This is a genomic window from Agarivorans aestuarii (genome assembly GCF_019670125.1).
GTDB lineage: Bacteria > Pseudomonadota > Gammaproteobacteria > Enterobacterales > Celerinatantimonadaceae > Agarivorans > Agarivorans aestuarii.
This window is the reverse complement of the sequence record NZ_AP023033.1, coordinates 1877565-1895051: the sequence shown is the minus strand read 5'-3', so window position 1 is coordinate 1895051 and position 17487 is coordinate 1877565. Positions and strand designations below refer to the sequence as shown.

At 43.5% G+C, this 17487-nt stretch carries 16 protein-coding genes; 4 read left to right on the top strand and 12 right to left on the bottom strand.

Annotated elements, in window-relative coordinates; all coding sequences use genetic code 11:
• Window positions 1-34: 34 nt before the first annotated feature.
• Together nhaD and K5609_RS08855 are read right to left on the bottom strand one after the other, a co-directional pair.
• Window positions 35-1450, bottom strand: coding sequence for a sodium:proton antiporter NhaD (gene nhaD, locus K5609_RS08860; RefSeq protein WP_221076842.1), 1416 nt, complete (start codon window positions 1448-1450; stop codon window positions 35-37).
• Between the two features lie 56 nt (window positions 1451-1506).
• A complete protein-coding gene (locus tag K5609_RS08855; protein ID WP_221076841.1) occupies window positions 1507-2685 on the bottom strand; it encodes a GGDEF domain-containing protein in 1179 nt (392 codons plus the stop codon).
• A 108-nt stretch (window positions 2686-2793) separates the two neighbouring features.
• Here K5609_RS08855 and K5609_RS08850 point away from each other — a divergent pair, with 108 nt between their 5' ends.
• Both K5609_RS08850 and K5609_RS08845 read left to right on the top strand, forming a co-directional pair.
• On the top strand, window positions 2794-4008 hold the full coding sequence (locus tag K5609_RS08850; protein ID WP_221076840.1) for an aminotransferase class V-fold PLP-dependent enzyme: 1215 nt from the start codon (window positions 2794-2796) through the stop codon (window positions 4006-4008).
• Window positions 4001-4396 (top strand): SufE family protein, encoded by a 396-nt coding sequence (locus tag K5609_RS08845; protein ID WP_221076839.1) that lies wholly within the window; start codon window positions 4001-4003, stop codon window positions 4394-4396. The genes K5609_RS08850 and K5609_RS08845 overlap by 8 nt, the downstream gene beginning before the upstream one ends.
• 4 nt (window positions 4397-4400) lie before the next feature.
• Here the strand turns inward: K5609_RS08845 and K5609_RS08840 are convergent, their stop codons facing one another.
• The 7 genes from K5609_RS08840 to K5609_RS08810 form a co-directional block, all read right to left on the bottom strand.
• Window positions 4401-4643: a hypothetical protein gene (locus K5609_RS08840; protein WP_221076838.1), complete on the bottom strand. Its 243-nt coding sequence runs from the start codon at window positions 4641-4643 to the stop codon at window positions 4401-4403.
• Window positions 4644-4784: 141 nt separating this feature from the next.
• Window positions 4785-5663 (bottom strand): LysR family transcriptional regulator, encoded by an 879-nt coding sequence (locus tag K5609_RS08835; RefSeq protein WP_221076837.1) that lies wholly within the window; start codon window positions 5661-5663, stop codon window positions 4785-4787.
• A gap of 75 nt (window positions 5664-5738) precedes the next feature.
• A complete protein-coding gene (locus K5609_RS08830; RefSeq protein WP_221076836.1) occupies window positions 5739-6179 on the bottom strand; it encodes a hypothetical protein in 441 nt (146 codons plus the stop codon).
• A gap of 156 nt (window positions 6180-6335) precedes the next feature.
• Window positions 6336-8072 carry a sodium:solute symporter family protein gene (locus tag K5609_RS08825; RefSeq protein WP_221076835.1) on the bottom strand — a complete coding sequence of 579 codons (1737 nt, stop codon included), beginning with the start codon at window positions 8070-8072 and terminating at the stop codon, window positions 6336-6338.
• Window positions 8073-8324 carry a DUF4212 domain-containing protein gene (locus K5609_RS08820; protein WP_040306877.1) on the bottom strand — a complete coding sequence of 84 codons (252 nt, stop codon included), beginning with the start codon at window positions 8322-8324 and terminating at the stop codon, window positions 8073-8075. It abuts the gene before it with no gap.
• Window positions 8325-8685: 361 nt separating this feature from the next.
• Entirely contained in the window at window positions 8686-8958 is a 273-nt protein-coding gene (locus tag K5609_RS08815) for a hypothetical protein (protein ID WP_221076834.1), read from the bottom strand.
• 222 nt (window positions 8959-9180) lie between these two features.
• Window positions 9181-10230: a porin gene (locus K5609_RS08810; protein ID WP_221076833.1), complete on the bottom strand. Its 1050-nt coding sequence runs from the start codon at window positions 10228-10230 to the stop codon at window positions 9181-9183.
• 314 nt (window positions 10231-10544) lie between these two features.
• Between K5609_RS08810 and K5609_RS08805 the strand changes: the two genes are divergently transcribed.
• Both K5609_RS08805 and K5609_RS08800 read left to right on the top strand, forming a co-directional pair.
• Complete coding sequence (locus tag K5609_RS08805) at window positions 10545-11204, top strand: tRNA (adenine(22)-N(1))-methyltransferase (protein ID WP_221076832.1); 660 nt, start codon at window positions 10545-10547, stop codon at window positions 11202-11204.
• Between the two features lie 171 nt (window positions 11205-11375).
• On the top strand, window positions 11376-12677 hold the full coding sequence (locus K5609_RS08800) for an inosine/guanosine kinase (RefSeq protein WP_221076831.1): 1302 nt from the start codon (window positions 11376-11378) through the stop codon (window positions 12675-12677).
• A 51-nt stretch (window positions 12678-12728) separates the two neighbouring features.
• Here K5609_RS08800 and K5609_RS08795 read toward each other — a convergent pair whose 3' ends face one another.
• The 3 genes from K5609_RS08795 to K5609_RS08785 are packed head-to-tail and all read right to left on the bottom strand — an operon-like array spanning window position 12729 to window position 17368.
• Window positions 12729-14774 (bottom strand): putative bifunctional diguanylate cyclase/phosphodiesterase, encoded by a 2046-nt coding sequence (locus tag K5609_RS08795; protein ID WP_221076830.1) that lies wholly within the window; start codon window positions 14772-14774, stop codon window positions 12729-12731.
• Window positions 14775-14776: 2 nt separating this feature from the next.
• Entirely contained in the window at window positions 14777-15313 is a 537-nt protein-coding gene (locus K5609_RS08790; protein ID WP_221076829.1) for a YfiR family protein, read from the bottom strand.
• Between the two features lie 3 nt (window positions 15314-15316).
• Window positions 15317-17368, bottom strand: coding sequence for a TonB-dependent receptor plug domain-containing protein (locus K5609_RS08785; protein WP_221076828.1), 2052 nt, complete (start codon window positions 17366-17368; stop codon window positions 15317-15319).
• Window positions 17369-17487: the final 119 nt, after the last annotated feature.

Sequence of the window (17487 nt, the reverse complement as noted above, 5' to 3'; positions counted from 1 at the left end):
CCACCCTTAGGTGGCTTTTTTATTTCTGTTCAAATTAAAACAAGGCTTTGTTCAACACCAAGTGACAAACAATAGATGCCGCGTAACCCAGTGCAATTACTGGTGCCCAACGAAGGTGGCTAATGAAGGTATAGTGGCCTCTGGCTTGGCCCATTAGGGCAACACCAGCTGCAGAACCAATTGATAACATGCTACCACCAACCCCTGCGGTTAGCGTCACCAATAGCCATTGGCCTAAAGACATCGTAGGCTCCATGGTAAGCACTGCAAACATCACCGGAATATTATCTACAATGGCACTTAATACCCCAACAGCGATGTTGGCGTAAGTTGGGTCCCAATTTAGATACATGGTGTTGGATGCCATTTCTAAATAACCAATAAAGCCAAGGCCACCAACACACACGACCACGCCGTAGAAGAACAATAAGGTGTCCCACTCCGCCCGTGCTACCCGGTTAAAAATGTCAAAGGGAACCACACTGCCCAAGGCTTTTAGTCGGGCATCATCTCGATGAGAAATAGCATCAACGGCCTTTCTATGTAGGCTTGTGGCTAAGGTTCTGCGTAAGAAGAAGCCAAAGAATTGTAAATAACCTAAGCCCATCATCATGCCCATAACCGGAGGCATATGGAACAGGCTATGTCCCATTACGGCAGTGGCAATAGTGATTAGAAATAAACCGACAATTCGTCTTGCGCCGCGCTTAAGCTCGACCTCCTCATGTTCCGCTTCTACCGCATCTGCGGAGACAAACATCGACATGATAAAAGCAGGAATAACGAAGTTAACAAAAGATGGAATTAACAAATCGAAAAACTGACCAAAAGTGACTAAGCCTTTTTGCCAAACCATCAGGGTTGTAATATCACCAAAGGGACTGAATGCCCCTCCAGCGTTAGCTCCCACTACAATGTTAATACAGGCTAAGTTAATAAATCGGCTGTTGCCTTGCGCTACTTTAGTTACCACCGCGCACATCAGTAGTGCGGTAGTGAGGTTATCGGCCACTGGCGAAATAACAAAGGCTAAGCAGCCGGTTAACCAAAACAGCTTGCGATAACTCAGCTTCTTACTGACCAGCCAGGCCCGCAAAGCATCAAATAAGCGGCGCTCTTCCATGGCGTTGATATACGTCATCGCCACCAGCAAGAACAACATTAATTCTGAAAACTCGAGTAAGTTATGGCGAAAAGCATCGGTTACCAGCTCTTCGTGCCCAGAGCCGCGGTAATAAATCGCAATCAAAAACCAAATTAAGCCGGCGGCTACCAGCACTGGTTTCGATTTTCGTAAATGGATAACTTCTTCGCTCATCACCAATAAATAAGCGATAGCAAAAATAACCAGCGCACTATAGCCCACCCACGACGAGGTTAAATTAAAGCCATCAGCGGCATAACTAGCAGAAGAAAATAACAACAATAGCAGAGGCAACAATATACGCATTAAGTCCCACTCCTTAGGCGAATGCTCATTTGTTTTAGATTGATTAAGATTTCGTTCTAGCGTCCGTAGCTTAGGGCGCTGGCACTTCGATGATTGTTCATTGCGTTTTCAGCTTTGTTCATTAGTGTCTCAATATTGTTGGCAGCGCCATCTACGCAAGCTACCCCCAAACGAGAGCCAAGCTCTAACTCATCAAGATAACTGAGCCAAAACTCGCTGCCTAATGCATCGTGGATCCGCTCAGCAGTATCCAAAGCTTGATATAGGCTAGACTCGGGTAACCCAATAACAAACTGATCTTTTTCGCAACGGGCCAACAAGTCTACTTTGCGTATTTTAGATTGCAAAAAATTCGCTAGTTTAACCAATAGCTTATCCGCTTCATCAGCGCCTAATTTATCACGGTATCGGCTAAAATGATTGACGTTAATCAAAACAATAGAATAGGCATTCTGATAACGAGAGGTACGTTCAATTTCTATCTCAGAAAACTGTTTAAAGCGAGCAAAATTTGCATAGCCAGTAAGTTCATCGGTATCTATCGATTGCTTAAACAAAGGTAAGTTTTCACTGCTTGGCTGTTCTTTCTCTTGGAACAAGTCTAAGCCTTGTTCGTGGGTATAGCGATGACGCCACAAAGCATGACAAAGACAAACAATAATAGATACTAGCAAACTGTGAACTAAGGCATTTGGCAGCTCAACATAAGGCCAATTTTGTACTTGATTTGTGTTTAAGGGCTCAACCACACTCAAGGTGAGCAAAGTAGCAACAACTATCAAGCTGACAGCGAGTAAGATGGGCAAATAGAAACAAATAAACAATACCGGTAGGCTGTATACTAACCAGTTTGGAACGCCATTAAACTGCAGCGCCCCTCCGCCATGCATTAAAGCAAAGACTAACGCGAAATGTATTATTGCATGGGCAGCTAATAAAACATGGGCTGAGCGGGCTGTGACCAATTTCAAACCAAGCCAAGTGACCACTATTTGACAACAAAACCAAACACTTAATGCTAAAGATGCGCCTATATTGGCTTGTTGCCACCAAGCAGCAAGTACACCCGATTGAAAAAGATAAGAGATAATACACAAGCAATAGAGCGATTGAACCCAAAAGAGATGTTGGCGCTGTTGTTGCCACTGCCAGTTAGCAAATTGCCGCTCTTGGCTTGAGGAAGAAAAGCCCATAAATACGCTTTTCCACGCTAGCATAACTTGTGGCTGTTGCATCTTTCCTTTAACTCCTGTTGTTAAATCAAAGAGAACACCGATATAAACTAGTTTAGATTTGCGCCTAGGGCTACAATATCGGCTTTAATTGCCAAACAAAGAATCATTGTGACTTCACTTAAGCATACTCGCTATCGACAGTTTTTCCCGTCATTAAACGGTACTAATCAGCCATTTGCATACCTTGATAGCGCAGCTTCAACTCAAGTCCCTGAAGTTGTCTTAAAAGACATTGAACAATATTACCGCCAAGGTCATGCCAATGTACATAGAGCAAGTCATAGCTTTGCTCGACATGCCACCAATGCCTTTGAATTAGCAAGGAAAACACTTGCAGAATTTATTGGTGCTAAGGCGCAAAACATTATTTGGACCAGCGGAACCACCCAGGCAGCGAACCTATTGGCAGACGGCCTCGCCCATCTAGTTGATGAAGGCGACGAAATTTGGGTTAGCGAGCTCGAACATCACTCAAACTTAGTACCTTGGCAACAATTAGCCTTTAAGCGTAAGGCGAAGCTAAAAGTAATTCCTGTACTCGATAATGGCGATATAGATTTAGCTTACCTTCGCCAGCAACTTAGCGACAAATGTAAAATTATTGCCGTTGCCCATGTATCAAACAGTATTGGTGCTATGCAGCCCATTCCTGAATTATCTAGGCTTGCCCACCAACACTGCGCAAAAATAGTTGTAGATGGCGCACAAGCAGTAGCCCACTTAGACATCGACGTTAATCGTTTAGCTTGTGATTATTACTTGTTTTCTGGGCACAAGTTATACGGCCCAACGGGCATTGGCGTGCTATATGGTAGCGAAGAAGCACTGGAACTGCTCGAGCCCAGCGTATTTGGTGGAGAGATGATAAGTAAGGTGTCTTTTGAAACAAGCACCTGGAACAGCCTTCCCTATCGCCTAGAAGCGGGAACGCCTAATATAGCCGGGGCAATAGGTTTGGCCTCTGCCATCAAATTTTTAGCGCAATTCCCTATAAAAGAGCGTCTTAGTCATGAACGCCAATTATTAGCTTATGCACTGCAGCAGCTTAAACAGCACCCTAAGGTTGAATTAGTTGGTGAACCTATGATGAGAGTAGGATTAATTGCCTTCAATTTGCGTGGAGTTCACCCGCAAGATGCTGCCACCCTATTTGACCAATACAATGTTGCTTTGCGTTGTGGCCATCATTGCGCAATGCCCTTAAGCAGTCGTTTGTCTCCAGAAGGCAGTATTCGCTTGTCTATTGGTCTATATAACAATCAGCAAGATATTGACCAAGCGATTGAGGTAATTGATAAAATAATGGAGTTGTTTGATGAATAAAGCGCCACAAGTGGATTTAAGCATAGAGCAAATAGAACAGCGCTTTGCTAATTGTAGTTCGTGGGAAGAGCGCTACCGTCAACTACTGCTGTTAAGTAAGGCTCTGAGCCCGATGGATTCTCAATACCAAACAGAAGAAAACTTAGTGCAAGGCTGCGAAAGTGATGTGTGGCTGTATTATGCAAATGAACAGCTGTTCATAAATAGCAATGCCAAAATCATAAAGGGTTTACTGGTGATTGTGTTAGCCAGCTTCGTCCAGCAAACTGAAAGCACTCAAACAATATTTAGCCAAACTTTAGAAAAGCTTGGCTTGGCGCATCATTTAAGTGAATCGAGAAACAACGGAATAACGGCGATATTGCAGAAAATAGCAACGTTAAGCTAAACGGCTACTCTTCGCTAGGAATGGTATAAGTGCGGCGTTTTTTAGTTTTAATCACAACTTTTGATTTAGCACCACCTTCTTCGACCACCGCTCTATATTCGCTTCTTGGCACAGGCTTAGTTTGAGGCGCAGGTTTGGTAGCTGCCGGTGGACGGCTGGTTACGCTATAGGTAAATCCACAATCACGACAGGCCATTAATGCTGGTTTATGGCCACCGCAAGATGGACATTTTTGATTAGAGCTCACTACTGGTTCCTATTTCTTTCTATGGGAAATTTAGTTTATTGCTTAAGTGTATTTGATCATCTGCAATTAATCACAACAAATTAAACATTTAATGATCCGGTTAGCTATTTACTTAGATTTATCGCTAGTTTATTCGCTGTTTTACTCCGTCAGATGCTCAATAAACCATTCCCCAGCAGGCCCAAGAGCTTGACTCCAAACCACTTCAATTGGCCACTCAAAGTCATCCACAATAAAATCTCGCTCTAACTCAACCAGTTGGTTATTGGCGATGTAGGTTCTAGCTAAAGGCTCGGGGAACAAACCAAAGCCAACGCCATTAAGCAACAGCTGCTTAAATTGATACATTCTTGAACAATTAACCACCTGAGAACTAAGGCGCACTGACTCAGCTAAATCTTCAGTAATAAAGTTAGACACTGCAGGAGTTATTTGAATTTGCGAAAGGAGATCTTGAATAGATAAAGCATGTTTTATCTTGGCAAGCGGATGGCTTGGCGCGCAAACACACAACCATTTAATTCGGCCAATCATAACACTCTCTACTCCACGACGTGGGATAAGCTCAGCAGGAGTAATAAGAATGTCTACCTCGCCGTCTTCACCAAAATTATGGGAGTCGAACTCATCTACATCAATGATCTTCACATTTAATTGCGGAAACTTAGCTAACAAGCTCTTTATCGCCTCTCCATACTCTGGAAAAAAGCTATAACCCGATACGCCAATGGTTAATTTGTCTTCAATCCCCTCATGGTAAGATTGGGCTTTTTTCTCCATAGCTTGTAAGCGTGGAACAATCTCCAAAGCCTGAACATAAAGCGTGCGTCCAACGTCGGTTAAGGTTGGCGCTTGGCCAGAAACACGATCAAAAAGTCGAATATTTAAATCCAACTCCATATTTTGAATCAATTGGCTCACTGCTGAAGGGCTAACCCCTAGTTTACGCGCAGCCGCTGAGAAAGAACGCGTCTCTGCTACTGTCACCAAATAAACTAAACGTTCGGGAGTAATATGCATGCAGTACCTAGGAACAATGCTTTGTTTTTATTAGTTAAATGTTAGCACCAGCTGTTTGCTTTTCCTAGCGCGCAGCTACTTAACAGTTTGGCTATAAAACTCACTAATGTATTTTCCGCCTTTAATATTGGCAATAATGCGTAGCTTATAGCTATCACCCTGATTAGGGATCAGTTCGCGAAGCTCGGTGGGGCTTTTCCAGTAATAAGGGCTATCACTCATGCCTAGTGGGTAAGCGGTCACTACATTTGAGCTACTTACAATAAAGAAGGTTGCACTATCTAAAGGGAAGGTAGAATTAACCGTAGTTGTTCCTGCTTCATCACTAATATTGAGCTGAAAATCACCTGATTCAAGAATACACTTTTGGTTAATAATGTCGCAGTGACCATAGGTACTCAGCTGGAAGATACGATCTTTTTCCGCATCATGTTCTAAATAAATATCCGATGCGATATACCCGCCAATTGCCAAAAACGGCATCACCAACATAGCCAACTTAGTGTGTCTGTTCATTGTTACTTCCTGTAATCAACCTTATTGAGTGATGCTAACCAAGTTCACTCTTTAACACTATCATATTGAAAATTAATTATTTTTACCAAGTTCCGCCGCAAAAAAAGGCTCCCTCTAGGGAGCCTTTTGCTTACTAGGGATTAATTCAATTCAAGCTTAATGATCGTGAGCTGCGCCTGCACCATGTGGTACACGGAAGTTATCAACCATATCTTGAATATGCTGTGGTGCAGGACCGGTTGCTTTACATACTGCGAAGGCAACACCAAAGTTAACCAATGCACCCACTACACCAAAGGCATTTGGCGAAATACCTAAGAACCAGTTTGGCCCCATATCACCTAAGAAAGAAGTACCTGGTATAAACATAATGCCTTTATGCTGGAACACGTAAAGCATAGTTACACCAATACCTGAACACATGCCGGCTACCGCAGCGGTACCACTCATTTTCTTAGCAAAGATACCCATCATCAACGCCGGGAAGATAGACGAAGCGGCTAAACCAAAGGCCAGTGCTACGGTACCTGCGGCAAATCCAGGCGGATTTAAACCAAGGTAACCGGACACCAAGATGGCAAGTGTCATCACTATTCGCCCTGCCAGTAACTCATTCTTATCTGAGAGGTTAGGCGTGAGTACCCCTTTCATTAAGTCGTGGGATATCGAGGATGAAATAGCCAACAACAAACCTGCAGCTGTAGAGAGCGCAGCCGCTAAGCCACCAGCAGCAACCAATGCAATTACCCAGTTAGGTAGGTTAGCAATAGCTGGGTTCGCAAGAACCATAATATCGCGGTCTACTTTCACCATCTCGTTGCTTTCTTTATCAGCAACATATTGGATTTTGCCATCACCGTTTTTGTCTTCAAACTTCAACAGACCGGTTTTTTCCCAATCTTTAAACCACTGAGGACGTTCGTTATACACCAAGTTGTCACCCGCTGATGGAACAATCGTATTCATAAGGTTAAAGCGAGCCATAGCACCTACCGCAGGGGCAACAGTGTAGAGCAAGGCAATGAACACTAAAGCATAACCTGCAGACGAGCGGGCAGCTTGAACTGTTGGTACAGTGAAGAAGCGCATGATTACATGAGGTAAGCCTGCAGTACCAATCATTAGTGACAAGGTGTAGGCAAACATGTTTAAGGTGCCGCCTAAGTTGTCGGTGGTATACTCTTTAAAGCCAAGATCGGTAACCACCATGTCTAACTTATCAAGCAGATACACACCACTACCATCGGCTAAGGTACTACCTAAGCCAATCTGTGGGATAGGATTACCAGTTAACTGCAGTGAAATGAACACGGCTGGAATAGTGTAAGCAAAAATAAGTACACAATATTGTGCAATCTGGGTGTAAGTAATCCCCTTCATGCCGCCCAATACCGCGTAAACCCAAACTACAAACATGCCAATGTATAAGCCCATATCGTACTCAACTTCTAAGAAGCGAGAGAAGGCAACGCCAACACCTTTCATTTGGCCGATAATGTAAGTAAGCGATGCGATGATCAAACACACTACAGCAACAATACGCGCACTTTTTGAATAGTATCTATCGGAGATAAACTCAGGCACCGTAAACTTACCATGCTTACGCATATAAGGAGCTAGTAACATAGCTAGCAGCACATAGCCGCCGGTCCAGCCCATTAGAAAAACAGAACCACCATATCCTAGGAAGGCAATTAAACCCGCCATAGAAATGAACGAAGCTGCACTCATCCAGTCAGCACCAATTGCCATACCATTTTGGATTGGCGTAACACCACCACCCGCAACATAAAAGTCACTGGTAGAGCCTGCTCTAGCCCACCAAGCAATGGCAAAGTACAGGCCAAAGGAGCCAAATACAGCGATATAAGTATAGAGTTTTAACTCGTCCATTTATGACTCCTCAACATGGTATTTTTTGTCGAGCTTATTCATTTTGGCGGTATACCAAAAAATCAAAGCCACAAAGGTATAAATAGAGCCCTGTTGTGCAAACCAAAAACCCAGTTTATATCCGCCTAAGCGAATTTCATTTAGCGGCTCGACCAGTAGTAAGCCAAAGCCAAATGAAACCACAAACCATATGACGAGACAGGTAAATATTAGGCGCAAGTTTTCTTGCCAATATGTAGTCTGTTCTTCCATGATATTTCTCCAAGCAAGCTGAAACAGCTTGCGATTTTGTGCCAATAAGTATGTAAACAACATGTTAACGGCCGAACACATCATTAAGTTTTTATCTGCGGCTAGTGGAATAGATACACATATAAACTCAATTCAAGCCTATCGAAGAAAAAGTTAACAAACGATTAACAGACTAGGTATTAATCTTTAGTCTAAAGTCCCTGAATACAAGTGAAAATTGAGATCTAGACGCAGGAAATCAGCACTTAAGGAAGCAATAAAAGATTGCATTGAACAATAGAGAGGGGCTCAAGAAAACAAAGCTAAGTACAAAAAAGCCTGAAGAATCAGGCTAGCGCAGTTTGAGTTAACAATTTGTTAACTACACACAAAAATCCAGCTCAGAAACATCAAGCAGATTTTCGTCAGAAGATATCTCCGCGTAGCTATCATCGGCAAACGACAACTCTTGGCCATCATCCAACACAATAAAGTATGAAAGACTCACTGGGTCAACCCGTAATTCACCATGCAGAAAGCATCCGCTATTAAACAATACCGTGGTATCTGGTTTTGAATAGAACATGGCATTAACCCTAGGGCCAAAATTAACTAAGGCAATAATTACCAAGAAAGATACGGTTACCCACTTCATCTTAAATCTCGTGCAAAAAAGAAAGGATTGTAGCAGGTCTTGGCGCTGTGGCGAGTTGACCAAGAATAATTACTGGTATTTGAGAAGAAAAAAGGCATTGCTAAAAATTGTGCAATGCCTTTTGTTGGCTATAACAAGCGACCTTTGTTTAATAAAAACAGTCAAGTTCTTCAAACAGCATAAAACTGCGAATAGCTTAAGCCGCTAGCTAGAGTTACTAGGCTAGAAGTAGTATCGGGCTTGTATCGACATTTCGTCTTGTTTTTTGTCTGCGCCCAATGCGTCCTTGTTTTCTAAACCAAACTTATATTCAAGGGCTAACAATACTTGGCCAGGTTTCCACCCCACCCCGCCTACTGCGTAACTTAACTCGCCTTGGCTGCCACTGGTTTTATCTTCCAAGCCGTTATAACCAGCGTAAACGTGGTAAAGGCCGTCGTCTATTTTATAGAAGCCTATCAGTTCAACACCATTAGCCTTATCTGCTAGGGTGCTAAACATCTTGCTCAAGTTTTCATACTCACCGTAAGTACCTGCAACATAGAACATATCAGACTCATACACCGCACCCGCTAACCAAGATGTAGCTTTATCTTGATCTACGGCTCCTACATAACCAGCCTTAGCGTTGTCATAACCATTAGCGGCATAAGCGACGCCAATCGATAATCCAAAGTCAAAATCATATTTACCACTTAACTGGTAGCCATAGTCTCTGGCTGAGTTATCGTTTTCAAATTGGTACTGAGCTGCTAAGCCAAATCCACCAAAAGACTTTCGGTAGGTTAATGCATCATCAGCGCGCCCCATACCTGACTCATCACCACCATTTCGACCATCATACGTACCCGACGCATCACCACCAAACTTCCAAAACTGATCGGTCCACACCGCAATGTCATAATAAGCAGACCATTGCTTACCTACTCGAATTGAACCAAAGCTATCGTTATTGAAGTAGATGTTACCTAAACGATTGGTGAATAGTGGTTCTGCTTTTTCAACGGGATTAAAGCCCCACTCTAGCTGCGCCCCAGCAATCCAGTTTTGTACCATTTCATGTTCAAAAGCAAAACGGATACGTGAAGCTCTGTCTTGTAATTCAAACGAGCTATCTTTGTTTGCCCCGTCACCATAGCCAGCTTGATAAAATGCCTCTATACCTAAGTAGCCACCAATGCTCACATTGGTTTTGCCGTTTTCGTAAATGGTAGCGGCCGAAACGCTACCTGCCATAGCACTAAGTGCTAAGCCTGCAATTACCTTCTTCATTGTTCACTCCTTGGTTTGAGTTTTTTCATTAACTCTTAACAATTGGGGAAGAAAAATGTGCTAACAGATAAACCCCCCAAAATTCAGCGTAGTAACAAACCAAAAAATAGCCAATCAACACAAAGTAAGGATAAAATAATGCAGCTTGATGTTTTACAGCTGCAGCAGCCGCTAAAGTCACATATTTGTCAAATAACAGTATTTGCTAATAGCCTTAAGCCAAATAACCATATTAAGCCCTGAAAATACTGGAAAAATTTCTTGCCACTTAATAACAATTAATTAGTATTCATGGCCTTACTTAGGAGAAACAAGTGAAAACAAGTCGCCGCTTAGCTGCAATTAGCCAACGCGTTACCAAGCAATATCACGATATATGGGATTGTTGCTGCGACCATGGTTTGCTCGGTGCAGATTTAGTCAAACGCAATAGTGCTAACTGCGTGCACTTTGTTGATAGCGTGCCGCAAATTTGTCAGCACTTAGAACAAAACTTGAGCCACCACCTTCCCTATACGTCAAATGGCTCAACAAGCCAATGGCAAGTACATTGTGAAGACGTAGCCAAGCTCGAACTAAAAGGCAACGGCACGCAGCTGGTGATTATTGCAGGGGTTGGCGGAGAGTTATGTATTGATTTACTCAAGGGAATTCTAAGTAATAACCCTAAATTTAACTTTGAGTTAATCCTTTGCCCTGTGCATTACCAATATGAGCTTCGTCAATTCCTACATAGCCAAGAAATTGGTTTAATCCACGAACAACTGGTAGAAGAAAACCAACGCCATTATGAAATACTCCATCTATCTACTGCTAAGCATTCACCAATAAGCAAGGTGGGTGAAGCTATGTGGCAACTATCTAATCCCAAGCACCAAGCATACCTTGCAAAAACCATTGCACATTATCGCCGAATGAGCGGAAACAATACCCACCCGGCTCAATTAGCTTACGAAGCTTTGCAAAATGCATAAGCGCCCGATAACAGCTAAATCAACACGCTATTTAATAAAAATAAAATATTTAAATCTAATATTGATCTTCAAAGCAATATTTTGATTGGTCTATGCTAGAATCGCTCGCTTTTGAGCAGTGCCACACGTTCACTGCTACAGTAAGCCTTAAATAGAACAAGCGATCATTGCATGAAATTTCCTGGCCAACGTAAATCCAAACACTATTTCCCGGTTGAATCTCGCGATCCTTTAACCAACGAACTCAATCCGGTTATTAGCCCCAAGCACACGCATATTACCGGTATTGACCAAACCCTAGTGGATATCGAAGCTCACGTTGACCAAGCATTTATCGATCGTCATAAACTAGTTAAAGGCAATTCACTGCTCATTGATGACAGTGCAGCTCAAGCGCTTTACCAAGAGCTACAAGATAAACAGCTAATTACTGCCGAGTTTGCTGGCGGTACTATCGGCAATACCTTGCACAACTACTCCACCCTAGCCGATGGTCGCTCAGTGATGTTTGGCGTAATGAGCCAAAACATTACCATTGGTGATTATGCCTACCGCTATTTATGTAATACCTCTTCACGGGTTGACCTTAATCACCTACAAGCCGTCGATGGTCCGGTTGGCCGATGCTTTACTCTAATTAGTGATTGCGGTGAGCGCACCTTTGCTATTTCTAAGGGCCACATGGATAAACTTACTCCAGAGTTTATTGATGAAAAATTGGTAAAAACCGGTGCAGCGCTAGCATTAACCGCCTACCTTATGCGCGCAGGTGACGATCCAATAACACAAGCAGCGATGCAGGCCATAGAGTATGCTCATCAAGCCAAAGTGCCAGTGGTGCTGACTTTAGGCACCCGCTTCTTAATCGAAGATGACCCACAGTGGTGGCAGCAATTCATTCGTGAACATGTCACTGTGCTTGCCATGAACGAAGAAGAGGCAGAAGCCCTAACTGGTGAGAGTGATGTTTTACTGGCTTGTGAAGCAGCCTTAGAGTGGTGCGATCTTATTTTGTGTACCGCTGGTTCTCGCGGCTTATTTATGGCGGGCTACACCGATGAGTCTTTTAAACGAACCACTAGCCATACTCTACTGCCTGGCGCTATTCCAGAATTCAACCAATATGAATTCTCTCGCCCAATGTTAAAAGCAGATTGCCAACAAGCACTTAAGGTGTACTCGCACATTGCGCCATTCATGGGTGGTCCAGAAAAAATCACCAACACTAACGGCGCCGGAGATGGCGCTTTATCGGCGCTGCTCCACGACATGGCAGCAAACGTATTTCACCGCAGTAATGTTGAACAATCCAGTAAGCATCGCTTTGAAGCGCTCAGTTACTCCTCGTTTGCGCAAATCTGTAAATACGCCAACCGAGTAAGTTACGAAGTACTAGCCCAACATAGCCCTCGCCTTTCTCGCGGTTTACCGGAGCGAGAAGAAAGCTTAGAAGAAGCCTATTGGGAGCGCTAAAGCAAACTTAAAAATTGAGGCCCTCTATATAAAACAAATGGGCCTCATCGTTTATGTTATTTCAGCATTGCCCAATAAATAACGCTGATAAAACTCATCTTTGGGAACGGGCTTGGCAAATATGTAGCCCTGTAAGTAGTCGCACGCTACGTTCAAAACATGCTGTCGTTGTTGCTCTGTTTCCACCCCCTCAGCCACTACCTTTAAGCCTAAATGGTGAGCCATTGTCACAATAGCTTTAACCAAGGCAACACTGTCATTGTCAGTGGTCAAATGCTGAATAAACGAGCGGTCTATTTTCAGTAAATCAATATCCAACTGCTGCAAATAAGACAACGAAGAATAACCTACTCCAAAGTCATCAATGGCTACATCAAAGCCGCGCTGTTGTAGGCGAGTGAGCTGATCTTTAATCGAGTCATCGGTGGTCATCAATACATTCTCGGTGATCTCAATCATAATGCTGTGAGCTGGCAATTCATGTAAGGCAATGGCATGGATCCAGTCGTCGATCCACTTACCGCCATCATTAAACTGCGACGGCGAGGTATTCACACTAATCTGAATATCATCAAGCCCTTGCTTATACCATTGAGAAACCGTAGCAACTGTTTGCTGCATTACCCATTGGCTAATCTCGCGAATCAGCCCGGCCTCTTCCGCCACATGAATAAACTCATCGGGCCCTACCACACCGCGCAGTGGGTGGTTCCAACGCAACAACGCTTCAGCCTTGTTAACTCTAGCTTCTTGCGCCGCAAACTTTAGCGAGGTGATCGGCTGATAATAGAGTTCGAACTGTTCTTCTTCTAAAGCGGTACGTAGCTCTTCTAACAAACGCCGTTTCTGCTGAGCTTCCACTTGCATATCAGAAGAAAAGAATTGATAGCAATTACGACCGCGGCTTTTTGATACATACATAGCTTGGTCAGCATGTTTTACCACCGCTTCGACACTGTCCCCATCCAGTGGAGAAAAGGCGATGCCGATACTGCCACTCACATGAGCTGCTTCTGTTTTAATGGTGAAACGCTTTGCCAAGCCTTGTAATACTGTTTCTGCAATATTAGATACCCGCGCTTGCTCGTTAACACCTTCAATCACAATGGTAAATTCGTCTCCCCCCAAACGAGCAACCGTATCTTGTTCACGCACGCAGCGCAGGATCCGTTGCCCTGCTTGGCTAAGCAGAATATCACCGTAGTCATGACCAAGGGTGTCATTAATCTCTTTAAAACCATCTAAATCAATGAAGATTAGTGCAAACTCGGTTTTCTCTTTTACCAGAGCTTGTAACTTTTCATAGAAAAAATGGCGGTTAGGCAGGCCAGTAAGCCCATCAGTATAGGCATATTGTAATAGTTGCTGATTAGCCCCTTCCAGCTCTTGGGTTCGCAGCCTAACCTGCTTCTCCAGCATCCGTTCGCGCAGCTCTATGGTCTCCAGCATGCCGTTAAAGCATTCGGTGAGATTAGCCACCTCATCATCACTGGACTGCTGAGCGCGCAGGCTATAATCATTTGACGCAGTCACCCGCTCGGCAACATCAGAAAGGTGCAATAAGGGACGTAAGAAACCTCGTTTTAAGAACAAAGAAAAAGACAAACTTAAGCCAAAAGTAATCACCAATAGCACTGCGAGAAACTGACCGTAAAATCCAATTCGTTGGTCTATGTAACTGTCATTTGCCAGTACTGTAAGCGCACCATAAACTTGCTCATCAAGAATCAACAAACTGCTTACCTCTATCAGTTCATCGGCCTCTTCTGCTAACTCTTCTTGGTAGTTATCACTTTCTACCACTGCCAAGTTTTGCTGTTCGGTATCGGTAATGGCTGCTCTGATTACGCCTTCACGTAATAACAATGAAGAAATCATCTCCTGCATGGCATCTCGGTCATCAAACAACAAAGCCGCTGTGATGTTGGGCGACAAGGTATCGGCTATGCTTTGTAAGCTTTGAGTTTGTTCTCGCTTGGCACTTACAAATTCGTAGGCACTTAACACTACCGTCACCATAGCAGCAGAAAAAATCGCCATACTCATCAAAATGACTAGCAGCTTTTTACTCATGGTATTTATGCTAAGAAAAGACATCTCTACTGCTCCTCCTTAACAACGCGACTCAATCTCAATACCTTTGAGCTCATGGTTATATCGGCCTTTTTAAGTTCTTCGGGGGCAACTTCGAAACGGATTTTTCCAGCTAGTAAGAAGAAGCGAATGTGCCCTCCTTGATGAATAAAATCTGGGGTCTCCCCAACCAACATGGTGTGAGGCAATAAAGCTCTGTCTACAGTTAGCCAGGTTTTTCTATAGGCAGCGGGGACAAACAGTAAGTTACATTGATTTATCGATAACGAATCCAACTCAACTAGGCTCACCCGTATTTCTAATTCATGAATACGCTGCTTATGGAGCACCCAACTAGCAGTATCGACAAACTCAATGTCTGGGCTACACAGCTTAAAATAACCCAATGGTTTAGCTAAACCTTGCCATTCACTATAACGCGCAAAATTAAACATAAACCCAGCCTTTAAGGCTGCTTCTTTATCAGCAGCACTCACCTCACTAGCAAGGCCCAATATAGCCAAGGTAATGACTAGCTTAACAAAGCGCCTTATTGCCAACACTGGTTAAAACTCCGCCATAAATCGTAGCACGACACTTTGCTCAATATAGTTTGGAACAGTAAAGGTTTCTGAGGTGTTGTTGTATTCTAGGTGGCTACCGGCTAATAAATTTTTGCCTGTTAATGACAGCGAACTATGCGGCATAAGCTGCCAAGCCCAACTTAGATCTAGCGCGTTATAATCATCTACTGAATAAGCATCGCTGTTAATGGAGCGGAACAAGGCAAAAAAGGAGTGCTTCTTAAAAGGTTGCCAGCCAGTCTTGGCAAAAATCTGTTTGCTGTCAGAGTCATATCCTATAGCAGGCTGAGTATTTTCTTGTAAGCGATAACGATAAGCCATTTGGCTGTATCCTAATTCGGCGCGAAAATTGGCACTTGGTCGCCAAGCAACTAGCGCTTCACCACCTTTCACATTTAAATCAGCATTAGATGCAACGTCAAATTCAAGCACTGTGCTTCGTAAAGCTTGCTGCGCCTCGATGATTTTACCCTGTGCTAACAAAGCTGCGATTTGATCCAAGTTGGCACTGTCTGGATTAGGCTGCACTGCAAAAACATCTTTAGATTGCGTATGAAATAAGGCTAGGTCGAATGACCAATCTTGTTTGCTAAAACGGTAACCCAGTTCGTAAGAAAGAGACTTTTCTGGCTCAACATGTTGATTGCCGTTTAACACCGTGCGCACGTGATAGCTATCAATAGCGTCGATACCGGTTTGAAAATACTCGCCAACACGCGTGCCATTAATAGCAGAATCGTAATCAAACTCTGCCAACGATGGGATCCGCACGCCTTGCGATATAGCACTCCAAAGTACATGCTCGATATTGGGCTGCCAAGTTATACGTGCAACCGGCTGATGCTCCCAACCGGTAAAACTGTTGTGTTCAGACTTGTTACCAAAACTTAAATCTAACTGCTCAGGAATAAGCGCAAATTGCAGCTGTAAAAAAGCGCCATATTGCTCTAAACGGTCGATATCTTCGTCACTACTAATAATGTAGTTTTCTTCAAAAGGTAAATAGCTATTACGGTAGTTTAAACCCCAATCAAGTTGGGTAGCCCCCCACAAGCTATTCATTTGATAATCAATATCCAATGTTTGAAATCGTTCTTCCAAATATAGCTGTTTACCATTTTGAACAGCCCACGAAGCTTGCAACATTTGATTAGAAGAGCCAGATACCCGGTGCTCTGCCCGCGCCATAATACGCCCGTCATCACGCTCAAAGCGCTCGGCATATAGGGTGTTTTGGTTTGTGGCTAGAGATAGAGCTTTAAGATTTTGCCCCATATCTGTATGGGTATAACTGAGCTGGGTAAGAATAGACAAATCATCATTAGGCGCAAAATCAAAACGTGCACCAATACTCTGTTGTTTGGCTTCATCATTAGCAGGTAGCGACTTACCCGTTTTGGCCGCGTCAGAATCTCGCACGCTACCATAGATGCGGTAACTACCGTTGGAGCCGATATTTCCACCGTGGCGCAGCCCTACATCATAATTTAGTTGGTCACCACTGCTTACTTGCACCAAGGTTTCGCGTGTGTCTAAACTATTTTTGGTGATAATGTTAATCACCCCATTGGTGGCATTGCTGCCCCACAATAAACCACCTTGACCTCGAATAACTTCAATACGCTCAATGTCATAGAGAGGTACATCTAAGGTTTCCCAATAAACCCCAGCAAAAGATGGGTTATAAACGCTTTGCCCATCCACCATTACCAACAGTTTACTGGTATAACGCCCAGCAACACCACGCGCAGTGATAGCCCACTGATTACTGTCTAGCTGCCGCACTTCTAAACCCGGTACCAACTTTAATGTTTCTGCCACCGATACCGCACCCGATGCGCGAATGTCTTCCTTGCTTAGTACATATAATGACGCCGCGGTGGTGAACGCTGATTGGGCACGTTTCATCGCAGATGTTGCCTGCACATCTGTAGCCATTAACGATTCTAAATCCAAATTAGGCAAGGGCTCAGCTGCTGCAAAGCTGTAATTAGCCAAACATAGCGACCACAAAACACCAGCTGAATACTTCAACTACACCACTCCTTGGGCTTTTAATCTATCCTTGATAACTGAAACAAAAAGCTCGACACGAAATTGGGCGTGAGAACAGAATAAAACTCTGAGCAATTCTTCAGCAAAAATTAGTGACA